Annotated in this window: 15 protein-coding genes and 1 pseudogene; 4 read left to right on the forward strand and 12 right to left on the reverse strand. The window is 37.5% G+C overall.

Annotated features, from left to right (window positions below; genetic code table 11):
* The first annotated feature begins 193 nt into the window (after window positions 1-193).
* Window positions 194-370, forward strand: a complete 177-nt coding sequence (locus tag VIG73_RS07230; protein ID WP_331640450.1) for a hypothetical protein — start codon at window positions 194-196, stop codon at window positions 368-370.
* 83 nt (window positions 371-453) lie between these two features.
* Here the strand turns inward: VIG73_RS07230 and VIG73_RS07235 are convergent, their stop codons facing one another.
* From VIG73_RS07235 to relB, 5 genes are all read right to left on the reverse strand, one after another.
* A complete protein-coding gene (locus VIG73_RS07235; RefSeq protein WP_331640452.1) occupies window positions 454-1,332 on the reverse strand; it encodes an SDR family oxidoreductase in 879 nt (292 codons plus the stop codon).
* Window positions 1,333-1,485: 153 nt separating this feature from the next.
* Window positions 1,486-1,683 carry a hypothetical protein gene (locus VIG73_RS07240; RefSeq protein WP_194563433.1) on the reverse strand — a complete coding sequence of 66 codons (198 nt, stop codon included), beginning with the start codon at window positions 1,681-1,683 and terminating at the stop codon, window positions 1,486-1,488.
* A 143-nt stretch (window positions 1,684-1,826) separates the two neighbouring features.
* Window positions 1,827-2,288, reverse strand: coding sequence for a hypothetical protein (locus VIG73_RS07245; protein ID WP_331640456.1), 462 nt, complete (start codon window positions 2,286-2,288; stop codon window positions 1,827-1,829).
* A 129-nt stretch (window positions 2,289-2,417) separates the two neighbouring features.
* On the reverse strand, window positions 2,418-2,600 hold the full coding sequence (locus VIG73_RS07250) for a type II toxin-antitoxin system RelE family toxin (protein WP_331640458.1): 183 nt from the start codon (window positions 2,598-2,600) through the stop codon (window positions 2,418-2,420).
* A 75-nt stretch (window positions 2,601-2,675) separates the two neighbouring features.
* A complete protein-coding gene (relB, locus tag VIG73_RS07255) occupies window positions 2,676-2,894 on the reverse strand; it encodes a type II toxin-antitoxin system RelB family antitoxin (protein ID WP_331640460.1) in 219 nt (72 codons plus the stop codon).
* A gap of 498 nt (window positions 2,895-3,392) precedes the next feature.
* On the opposite strand from relB, the gene VIG73_RS07260 reads away from it, so the two are divergent.
* Complete coding sequence (locus tag VIG73_RS07260) at window positions 3,393-3,521, forward strand: hypothetical protein (protein WP_331640462.1); 129 nt, start codon at window positions 3,393-3,395, stop codon at window positions 3,519-3,521.
* Window positions 3,522-3,598: 77 nt separating this feature from the next.
* Here the strand turns inward: VIG73_RS07260 and VIG73_RS07265 are convergent, their stop codons facing one another.
* The 5 genes from VIG73_RS07265 to VIG73_RS07285 form a co-directional block, all read right to left on the reverse strand.
* The gene (locus VIG73_RS07265) at window positions 3,599-4,057 is read right to left on the reverse strand and encodes a hypothetical protein (RefSeq protein ID WP_331640464.1); all 459 of its coding nucleotides are present in this window, start codon (window positions 4,055-4,057) and stop codon (window positions 3,599-3,601) included.
* Window positions 4,050-4,607 (reverse strand): ImmA/IrrE family metallo-endopeptidase, encoded by a 558-nt coding sequence (locus VIG73_RS07270; protein ID WP_331640466.1) that lies wholly within the window; start codon window positions 4,605-4,607, stop codon window positions 4,050-4,052. The genes VIG73_RS07265 and VIG73_RS07270 overlap by 8 nt, the downstream gene beginning before the upstream one ends.
* A gap of 587 nt (window positions 4,608-5,194) precedes the next feature.
* The gene (locus tag VIG73_RS07275) at window positions 5,195-5,914 is read right to left on the reverse strand and encodes a peptidoglycan recognition family protein (RefSeq protein WP_331640468.1); all 720 of its coding nucleotides are present in this window, start codon (window positions 5,912-5,914) and stop codon (window positions 5,195-5,197) included.
* A gap of 63 nt (window positions 5,915-5,977) precedes the next feature.
* Window positions 5,978-6,337: a hypothetical protein gene (locus VIG73_RS07280; protein WP_331640470.1), complete on the reverse strand. Its 360-nt coding sequence runs from the start codon at window positions 6,335-6,337 to the stop codon at window positions 5,978-5,980.
* A gap of 33 nt (window positions 6,338-6,370) precedes the next feature.
* Window positions 6,371-6,760 (reverse strand): phage holin family protein, encoded by a 390-nt coding sequence (locus tag VIG73_RS07285; protein ID WP_331640473.1) that lies wholly within the window; start codon window positions 6,758-6,760, stop codon window positions 6,371-6,373.
* A gap of 401 nt (window positions 6,761-7,161) precedes the next feature.
* Between VIG73_RS07285 and istA the strand changes: the two genes are divergently transcribed.
* Window positions 7,162-8,742, forward strand: a complete 1,581-nt coding sequence (gene istA, locus VIG73_RS07290; protein WP_331640475.1) for an IS21 family transposase — start codon at window positions 7,162-7,164, stop codon at window positions 8,740-8,742.
* Complete coding sequence (istB, locus tag VIG73_RS07295; RefSeq protein WP_331640477.1) at window positions 8,717-9,469, forward strand: IS21-like element helper ATPase IstB; 753 nt, start codon at window positions 8,717-8,719, stop codon at window positions 9,467-9,469. The genes istA and istB overlap by 26 nt, the downstream gene beginning before the upstream one ends.
* A 303-nt stretch (window positions 9,470-9,772) precedes the next feature.
* Here the strand turns inward: istB and VIG73_RS15715 are convergent.
* Together VIG73_RS15715 and VIG73_RS07300 are read right to left on the reverse strand one after the other, a co-directional pair.
* Window positions 9,773-9,847, reverse strand: a pseudogene (locus VIG73_RS15715) (IS3 family transposase); the annotation flags it as partial.
* A 67-nt stretch (window positions 9,848-9,914) separates the two neighbouring features.
* The coding region (locus VIG73_RS07300) for a DDE-type integrase/transposase/recombinase (RefSeq protein WP_331640479.1) at window positions 9,915-10,167 on the reverse strand (253 nt) is incomplete at its 5' end.

Raw genomic sequence — 10,167 nt, forward strand, 5'->3', positions numbered from 1 at the left:
CGTCGTGCGAGTTGAATTTGTTCATTTGTTACATTCATTTTCATTCCTCCGTTCTCAAAATTAAGCTTTCCCTTTATACGATACGCCATTGACACGAGATGTCAAAAATAATGAAGCGAACGACTCCCTTCTCTTGATTCCACAAGCTATTCCGCGTATATTGAAGAAAAAGGAAATGGAAGGAGTAATCATGATGCCACATTTAAAACCATTAATTCTCATCGGCGCTTTCGCTTTAACGTTTAACTCCTATTCCGCTTCGATTATCCTTTCAACAGAACTCGATAAACAAACGACAGCGGAACGATGGGACGCAGTGGACAAACTATCCAACGAAACGATCATTCACATCCCGAAAGAGCTTGAATAACGAATGAACCGTTTGAATCAAAACTAGAGATTCAAACGGTTTATTTTTTCATCGATCCAACAGGAATACATCATTCACGCGATTTAAGAACTCGTATAATCTCCGCCATTCACATGAATCGTTTGCCCCGTCATATAACTTGCTTCATCGGATGCTAAAAAGACATATGCTCCTGCAACTTCCGCCGGTTGTCCTCGTCGCTCCATCGGGGTATCTTCCCCGTGATGTTCTACCTTTTCCGAATCGAATGTCGCCGGGATTAAAGGTGTCCAAATCGGCCCTGGTGCCACGGCATTTACACGAATGCCTCGATCGACAAGATTTAAAGCGAGCGAACGCGTAAAAGCGGTAATCGCTCCTTTCGTCGCCGCATAATCCATCAGTTCAGGTGAACCGTTATAAGCAGTAATCGATGTCGTATTCAATATGACATCGCCTTGCTTCATCTCTGCAACCGCTGCCTTCGTCACATAAAACAAGCCAAAAAAGTTCGTTTGAAATGTTTCATGCAGTTGGTCACTCGAAATGTCTGCGATTGTCGATTGTGGAAATTGTTTTCCCGCATTATTAACTAAAATATTTAATCCGCCTAGCTGTTGACGCACACGCTGAATGAGCGGTGCACTATTTTCTTCGCAACTCACGTCCAACTGTTCCATATACGTTTGAACTCCGTACGGTTCCACCGCACGCAACGTTTCTTCCGCATCTTTACGTTCTCTTTCGTCTAAGTAGACGATCGCAAGGTCCGCCCCTTCTTTCGCAAACGCTAATGCGACAGCTCGCCCGATTCCGCTATCCCCTCCTGTAATTAATGCTTTCTTGCCACGTAAGCGACCAGCGCCTTTTGTTCCATTGTCAAAAATCGGAGCTGGTTCCATGTCGCGTTCAATCCCAGGTTGCTGTTGTTGCTGTTGACGACCAACAGCTTCATCGACTTCCTCGTAATGTTCTTTCGTCATTGCCATCTCTCCTTTTTGAATGATTACTCTACCGATGCCCTCCTCACATAACATTAAACATTTTTCAGAAGTACCTCCTTCTGTTCTGCAAATGCATACAAAAAAAGCACCGATCTCTTTTCAGAAATCGATGCTTTCCTTATAAGCAGTAAACTAACGCGGCGCATCATCCATCGCACGCTTCACAGACAACATCCGAATGCTTAAAACGATAAACAACACGACGAGCAAACCGAATATAATTTTTAACGCGACAGGTGTCGGTGTGCGAAATAAAAAAGGAATGAGCACGATGAGCAATGCCCCGACGACACTAACGATTCGAATATAACGAGCGAGCACTTCATTCATGGAAATTCTCCTTCCGATGATCAACAACATGCATCAATCAAGCGTATTACTCTCATCTTACACCTTAGCGCTACCGCTGTCACACCGGAAAACTGTAGAATACCGAATGTTGAATCATCAAAACATTTCAAAAAGATTCTTATCTAACATTTAATTATCTTTACTCCGCCCTCCTTCCTAATTTTAAATTGCTTTTCACGCTCTCTCAACGCTGTTTTGTTCCCCACAATGGCGTTACTATAAATTACTCCACCTTTATTTATCGTTCTATAATACTCATTAATCTTTTTCTTTAAGTAATTTGCCATATAAAATATTAATGCTTGGCGAGGTATTTCATAGTTTTTATTATCTATGAACCAATCAGCTAAACGCTCTATATGTATTTCGTCTGGCATCAAGCTGTGACCTTCAAGATACTCTGCTGATTCTATTATTGTATTCACAGTTGAATTAACCGACATTGCACAACTTTGTCCTATCTGTTCATAATGCTCCATCCCTTTATATTGACAACTGTAATGTTTAATTAATGGGATTGCTTGTAATCTGTCTACCTTAAATTCGCTAAGGTCATTGTGAGTTAATTTGCTTTTGTCTTTCATTCTTTTCACTCCTCCAATTAAAGTATAGGATTATAGTTATTTTCATGTAGATATATTTATTATAGAGCATAGAATATACACGCTTATGTACATTTTCCAACAAAGAGATCAAAGTGGCTCACTTTTAGATTAACAGATACACCCACTGTTAAAAATAATGATTTTGATTTCATCGTTGTCAATATCAGCTAAAATTCTGTACTTGCCAACACGATATCGCCAGTACTCTTTTAGATCTCCCTTTAGCTTTTTTCCTAATGATTTTGGATTCTCAGTGTTAATTAAGTTTTTTTCTATCCAGGCAATTATCATTCTTTGCTGCGCTTAGTCAATTTTACTTAAACTTTTGATTGCTTGTTTTGTATAAGCAACTTGATGTGCCATAAATTATAAACCTAGTAACTTTTTTAAATCCTCGTGAGCGTATGTTTCATGAGAATCTTTATTTTCGTATTCTTTGATGGCTTGTAGGTCTAATTCAGTTTCCATTTTTTCTTCTAAGGTTCTTTTTAACAAGTTCGATAAAGGCATATTGTTTAATTTTGCGAAATTCTCATAAGCTTTTGCTTCATCTTCGTTTAATCTAACAGTTATTGTCTTCATCATGATCACCCCTTCTTATTATTGAAACACAATGTAACACATTTATGTATTAATATAAAAAAACCTCGTTGCTAGTAACGAGGATGATATTCCATGAAAAAGAAAAAGTGCCAGAAACCTGATCTATCAAGGTTTCTGACACTAGGTAAAACCATATGAAATTTACATATGGAGACGGCGGGAGTCGAACCCGCGTCCGTAAAAAATCGCTTAACAACAGCATTTTACAAGGTGTTTCAGCACATGTGCACAATCATTAGCAACGGGATTAGCAACGGGATTAGCAACGAACTTAATATCACACAACTTATTCGGAGGCTCTGGGGGTATATAACTCTTTAAAAAGCTACTAGATTTTATGCTTATATAAAATCGGAGAAGAGTTTGTTACATGTAATAAAATAAGATATAATAAAAGACATACAACAATAGCTTCCGACAGCCAATGTTGTATGTCTTTAAGTTGTTCATTAATCCTTCAGGTAGAAGGGAGGTGAGTTGGTGAATAACAAAGAATGTTGTACGTGTTGTAAATATGGTGTATGGAATAATATGCCAGAAATCATTGGCTTAAACTTTATTGCAAGCGTAATAATTCAAGGTGGTGCTTGGATTATTATGAATCTCTAAAGTCAGTTAGAACCTTTTCGATTAACCATATAATGGTCAATTGAAAAGGTTTTTTAGTTGTAAACATTTTCACTGTACTATCTCTCTTTATTCTCTCCGTTTTTTAACTTCTGTACAAAATCCATAGTGTCTTTTAATGGGCTAAAAGCATAGGTTAAAATTATTCTTATTGCCCAGAAAAAATTTACAAAAACAGCTGTGATTAAAGCAATAGCTATTTTAGAATCTAGTTGAGACTTACCTTTTGATAAATCTTCTACAATAGAATAAACCCAAAATACAAGTATGAGAGTCAAAATTGAAAGTAACGGTATAGACACTCGCCGAATTACTCTCATATAGTCCAACTCTTCATTTATATATTCATGAGTTTTTAATTGGTTATTTTCATAGGTTGGATAAGTAGGATAACCTGTTACTACTTGTAGGATTTCAGGTGGTGCTTCTTTTTCTTCATTAGACGTGTCTAATTCTGGATCATTGAGCAAGGTTGTTAAATCTTTTTTAGCTTCTGATTGCTTTTGAGTTTCACTCATTTAACTTAAAAGCCTTTTCTAACTGGATCCTTGCGGTTTGATCAGAAACTCTATATTTATGAGCTAATTTTTTTATATGATAACTCTTTTCGTTCCTGCTTAAATCTTTTTCTTGTTTCCCTTTTAACATCTTCTTAACGTCCTCGATCGGCATTAAAAACTCAGCGGCAAAAGCATTTGCCTGTATTTCTTCACGTAAATTCCCATTGTAATAGCTTGATTCTTGCCTGTACAATATTTCATAATGATAATCATCCAACCTTTGATTCTCTTTATTTAGCCATTTCCAATGCAGAATTATATGTCCTAATTCATGTGCCATTGTAAACCTACGTCGATTCTCAGGGTGTTCACCGTTAACTATAACCTGTGGTTTGCCATCAACTACTCGTGAAAACCCGCTTATCTCATCTTCAAGCAAAGCATATCTAACTTCAATCCCAAAATCCTCGATGCTTTTCTCCAGATCCTCGATAATGTGTTCTTGTTTAAAATTAGAAAAATTTTCCTTTAATATACGAACTATCTTTCTTATCTTTTCTTCGCCCATGACTTTCCACCATCCTTCCATATCCTTTCGTGTATGTGAAAAATCATTTATAATTTCGACCTACAAATGATTTCCCGGGAAATACAGTCTGGGTACTTAACCAGAAATATATAAATCTCTTAGTCGAAGCATGTTAGTTACAATCACAGCTTGTTCGCAGGTACACCTGGTACGATGAGTTAACGTACGAGTATGATGTTAATGTGCACACACACAAGTCTCTAAATCAATTATAGCTCATGATTTCTCGTAGTGTCAATCTACACTTACCTCACTTTACAATACGGGAATACACTTTATCCGCGTTAATCCACTGGTTACCACCTACGTTATACCAGCCATCCTGTTCACAGTACATTCTCCACCTAGATCCCTTCTTAAGCTTCTTAACAGTAATATAGTCCACACCTGGGCCATTACGGACGTTAAGATTGTCAACCAGAACTTCTACTGTATTTAAAACTGGCTCTTTCATTTTTGATATACTCACTGGTGACTTATAGTGAGGGTTCTCATGATAATTTACATAAGCCTTACCACCACTTATCCATTGATTACCACCGATATTGTACCAACCATTCTCAATTCTATACGCTTTCCATGAGCTTCCTTGTTTTTAATTCCTTTACCTTTGGGTGGTTCACTCCTGGCCCTTTTCGGACATTAAGCGAAGGAACTTTGATTGTTACATAACCAGGATTAGTCGTGTTGGCAGGGTTAAAGCTAGGAGTTGATGGAGTGCTAGCTCCGCCCTTACCATCATTTGTATGGTAAATTGCTTTAATATCAGCAACCATTTGGTTATAAGTTCGACCCGTTGCTCTGAGTCCAGTCGACGAATCTACTTTGCGTCTTGGATCGAGATGTTCGTGACCTACTAAACAGTTGTTGATGTTCATATTGTAGAGCTTTGCAATATAAGCTGCGTACCAAACTGTACGTTGGTAAGCTTCCTCCGAGCGAGATTTGTTACCCGGGAAGAAACACATCTCTAAGCCAATCGCGTAATCATTCGCCGCTCCGAGTCCCAACGTTTTGCGGTCTCGGTTGTACATAACGTGCCTTGCTTTTTCGGGCTTCGAACGAACCGGAATACATTCGATGATTTCCTTGTCGTCGATGAATACCTGAGCACCTGCTTTCATAGACAAACTACGACTGTAGTAGCCTATGTTGTTCGCAGCAGTCGAATTTGGATTTCCCGTGTCGTGCAACACGATGAACCTCGGTTTGCCTCCTGGGATTAGGGTTCCTGGACGTCTTCCTGTACCCGCCTTGAGGAAATCAGTTTTGATTGGGTATTTCATTTTTATCATCTCCTTAAAAAAACAAAAAAAGAACCTAGAAATAGACGGTTCTTTTAGTTAGTATCAATCGTATTTTATTTTTTCATCCACTCTATCACATTCGTGACATTGTCCTTTGTATACATGCTCCAGCATGTCATCCCAAAACAAATGATCTGAACTTAAGCAACGCGGACATGTTAGATAAATTAAATCATTATTATATACCTCTAGAGCAATGGCTCTAATCTGTTTGTCAGTTAAACCATTTCCAGCAACAGCCGACTTTGCCGAACCCTCTGCAGCATCATGTTCCAAAGCACCATTTTCTAATAATTGTTTTAAATACTCCCATACTGACCCTTTAGTGCCGATATCATCAAATCCATTTGAATCTAGACTTGATTTTAGCTCTAAGAATATCTCATTGACAGTCCCTTTCATAATACCCCTCCTGAAATATTTTTCACATATAAGCTATATTAATTTCACTATTTTGTAAAATATTTCTTTTTCGCTTTCTTGTACCTGAATCAGCCTATCTTTCAATTGTTGCGGGAGAGGAACTCCCATAACAGCAAGGTTTTCAATGATGCTCAAGCCTTCGCCTGACACAAAAAGTAGAATAATCATGGACGTAAAAATAGGAGCCCCGTCAGAAACAGCCATGTCTGTGATTGCGCCTAACAGTACTCCTATAATAATTCCTAGCTTCTTAATTAGCCCTTTATAGTGTGTCTTGCTATTACCTTTGCGATCGTACAAAGCTCTTAAGAGACCAGCGATGTAATCTAACACACTCATGCCTACAAGCGATAGAATAAGTGTCTGAGGCATCTGCTCGTACACATTCATAATATGATTCATATATTCATCTCTTGATTATTAGAATAGAAAAAAGCGCCCCATAAAAGGCGCTCTTCTATATGATGTTTAGAGGTAATTTCCTACTTTAACAAGTGCATCAATATGCTTGTAATGATTATGGATTTGCTCTTTAATTGTTTCGAGCTCCTTTTTAAACTGTGTGATATTCTGATCAATAAGGTCGATTGTAGGTGCAAATATACTTTCAGGACTCTCTATTTTTCGAACTTGAATTTCGGCATATAGAAATTTTCTTAGTTTAGCTTCTTGAATATTTCGTTCAAGGTCTTCTTCTATTCTTTGTATCTGTTAATCTAAAAGTGAGCCACATCGCAATTGAAAACTGAGCCACCTTGTAAGAAAATAATCCTAACCTAGTAGAATGGTTAGGAGGAAGAAAGGTGATCTCATTGAACAAAAAACAACAAGTTTTACTTGCTTACTTTCAAGAAAATGAAAGTCAAAGACAAATTGCAAAACGGCTTAAACTTTCAAGAAATACTGTAAAGAAATATATTGATCAAGAATTGGTCGCGAAGCAACAGGATACGCGTAATCTCCCGATTACGAATAACTACGTATCGCCACCTTCATACAAAAAGCGAAAAAGTTCAAGAAGCGTTTTAACGACAAGTATTCAAAAGAAAATTCGCTACATGATTAAACAAAATCAAAGAAAACGTCAACAGAATATGCATAAGCAACAATTAAAAATCATAGATATGCATGAAAAGCTGTTAGATGAAGGATTTCAAATTAGCTATACAACAGTTCGTAACTTTGTAAATCGCGAGACAAAAAAGCAAAGGGAAGTATTTATTCGTCAACGTCCAGAGGCCGGACGAGAAATTGAATTCGATTGGGGAGAGGTTAAACTCACCATTAATGGCGAATTAAAATCTTATTCATTAGCTGTTTTCACATTACCGTACAGTAATTATCGCTTTGCACGGCTCTACGAATCCGAAACACTTATTTGTGTACAAGACGCGCATGTTCGTTGTATTCAACATTTGAAATTCATACCGGAGGTATTCACATATGACAATATGCGAACAGTCGTTAAAAGCTTTAATGGACCTCAGCGAAGTATTACAGAAGGGATGTTAAATCTCTCTTTACATTACGGGTTCCAAATTCGCCTTTGTGAACCTCGCAAAGGCAATCAGAAAGGGCATGTTGAACGAAGTGTAGAAGTCATTCGTAGAAAAGCATTCGCTCAAGAAGATACTTTTTCAACATTGGGGGAAGCACAAAGTTATTTAGAACAGATTATTCAGAAACTGAACGATCATAAGCATTATCAAAAGAAAATACCTCATCGCCTATTACTTGTAGAAGAGCGACAGGAACGAAAAGAATCGAACCAGCCTACACCTTTTGATGCGGCTGAATTAGTCGAGGCACGTGTCACAAAATATAGCACAATTATGTATCGACAAAATCATTATTCGGTTCAAGAAGGATATGTTGGTGAGTTTGTCAAAGTAAAAGTGAGTGCAAATACGCTTCGCATCTTTTACGAAGGTGAATGTGTGGGAAGTCATACGAGGTGTTGGGGACTACACACCTGGATTATGGAGATTTCTCATTTTTTAAAAACATTCGAAAAAAAGAAAGGGGCTTTGATTCAAAGTGAATGTTTGAATCAAGCGCCCAATCAAATAAAAAACATATTCGGAACTCATTATATCGGAAATGAAAAAGATTTTCTAGCTTTATATCTCGCTTTGCGAAATGAAGAAGTGGTACTTCCACGAGTATTAAAGGCAATTGCCTCTTTAGAAGAGCAAGGCTCTTCTGTGACGACGGAGAAAATTATCTTTATCGCTCAACAGAATGAATCAACCCCAATGATTATCGATCCTACAGACGAAGTCGCTGTACAATCGCTTTTTAATATTCAAAACTTGAATAAGTTATGGGAACTTACTACTTTGGAAAGGATTGAACATGATGAATCACCAACAGCAGATGATTGAGATGTGCAAAGTTCTCCGACTTCCAAGTATTCGGCAACTACTTCAAGATGAAAATATTTTTAAAGAGTATCCAAAAGCCTCTGATTTTCTTTATTACGCTTTAACAAAAGAGCAAGAAGATCGTCAAATTCGTGCTCGAACAAATCGGATCCGACTCGCTCAATTTCCAGAGAAGAAATTATTAGAAGAGATTGAAATGGAAGCCCTGCCGCAAAATGCGGCAGCTCGCTTGCCTATTTTAAAAGAACTAACCTTTATTACAGAAAAACAAAACGTCCTTCTGATTGGCTCTCCAGGTACAGGGAAGACTCACTTAGCCATTGGTTTGGGAATTGAAGCCTGTTTAGCCGGATATAAAGTTCTTTTCACCACCATTCATTCTCTCGTGAATCAATTAAAAGAAAGTCGGTCAGAAAGAACCTTAAGAATATTTGAAAAGAAATTTGAAAATTATGATTTAGTTATTTTAGATGAACTGGGTTATATCTCGTTCGATCAAGAAGGAGCAGAGCTCCTATTTAGCTTATTATCATTACGCGCTGGTCGAGGTTCGCTCATCATTACGAGTAACTTGTCATTTGATCGCTGGGGTGAAGTGTTTCACGACCCTATCCTTACTTCAGCTTTAACAGATCGACTCACACATCGTGCCTATATCGTTAATATGATTGGCGATTCGTACCGTATTCTTGAAACTCAAAAGTGGATAGAGACTCAAGATTTCTAGTGGCTCAGTTTTAAATTAATAAATGGCTCACTTTTCAGTTGCGAAATACAATTCTTTTGAGATTATCTAGTTGTTCTCTAAAGATAGCTACTTCTTCTTCTTGTATATCGTAAATGCTTTTATTCATATTCTCACCTCCTCTTAAAAACTCTTCGAATCCAGTTAAGACTTTTTGAGATTCGCTATTCAGTCTTATCCATAGACTATCCGACTCTGGAAGAGGGACATAATATCCCGTTACTTCTCCTGCGACTAAGAAGTGATGAGCTCTCCTTGGATTGTCAACACTAAATCAAACAAATATTATAAGGTCTGTAATCGGTATTCCACAGGACTTTTATAATTAAGCGTTCCGTGGATTCTAATGTTATTAAACCAATTTACATAATCATTTCATTCAAGTTCTAACTGATCGAGGCTGCTAAAATATGCACTGTTGATTAATTCAGTTTTCACGACCTTGAACATCGCTTCCGCGATCTGTGTGGAACATTTCTATCAGATGTAACGGTCTTGATAATGCTTTGTATACCAGCTCTGCTGTCTTGTTTTCCCCAACGCTATGACCAATAATTTCACGATTAAAAAGGTCTACAAATAAATATACGTAATTCCATTTTCCATTCACACGTACATAAGTTAAATCGCTATCGACCACACTTAATTCAGTCTGGTAATCAAAGGCTCTATTCAAAATG

This window comes from Cerasibacillus sp. (assembly GCF_036516575.1).
Lineage (GTDB): Bacteria > Bacillota > Bacilli > Bacillales > Amphibacillaceae > Cerasibacillus.

What these genes read in the sequence shown, in the direction of transcription:
- VIG73_RS07230 (WP_331640450.1), top strand. Translation starts at nt 194, where the DNA reads ATGCCACATTTAAAACCATTAATTCTCATCGGCGCTTTCGCTTTAACG.
- VIG73_RS07235 (WP_331640452.1), bottom strand. Translation starts at nt 1,332, where the DNA reads ATGACGAAAGAACATTACGAGGAAGTCGATGAAGCTGTTGGTCGTCAA.
- VIG73_RS07240 (WP_194563433.1), bottom strand. Translation starts at nt 1,683, where the DNA reads ATGAATGAAGTGCTCGCTCGTTATATTCGAATCGTTAGTGTCGTCGGG.
- VIG73_RS07245 (WP_331640456.1), bottom strand. Translation starts at nt 2,288, where the DNA reads ATGAAAGACAAAAGCAAATTAACTCACAATGACCTTAGCGAATTTAAG.
- VIG73_RS07250 (WP_331640458.1), bottom strand. Translation starts at nt 2,600, where the DNA reads ATGATAATTGCCTGGATAGAAAAAAACTTAATTAACACTGAGAATCCA.
- relB (WP_331640460.1), bottom strand. Translation starts at nt 2,894, where the DNA reads ATGATGAAGACAATAACTGTTAGATTAAACGAAGATGAAGCAAAAGCT.
- VIG73_RS07265 (WP_331640464.1), bottom strand. Translation starts at nt 4,057, where the DNA reads ATGAGTGAAACTCAAAAGCAATCAGAAGCTAAAAAAGATTTAACAACC.
- VIG73_RS07270 (WP_331640466.1), bottom strand. Translation starts at nt 4,607, where the DNA reads ATGGGCGAAGAAAAGATAAGAAAGATAGTTCGTATATTAAAGGAAAAT.
- VIG73_RS07275 (WP_331640468.1), bottom strand. Translation starts at nt 5,914, where the DNA reads ATGAAATACCCAATCAAAACTGATTTCCTCAAGGCGGGTACAGGAAGA.
- VIG73_RS07280 (WP_331640470.1), bottom strand. Translation starts at nt 6,337, where the DNA reads ATGAAAGGGACTGTCAATGAGATATTCTTAGAGCTAAAATCAAGTCTA.
- VIG73_RS07285 (WP_331640473.1), bottom strand. Translation starts at nt 6,760, where the DNA reads ATGAATCATATTATGAATGTGTACGAGCAGATGCCTCAGACACTTATT.
- istB (WP_331640477.1), top strand. Translation starts at nt 8,717, where the DNA reads ATGAATCACCAACAGCAGATGATTGAGATGTGCAAAGTTCTCCGACTT.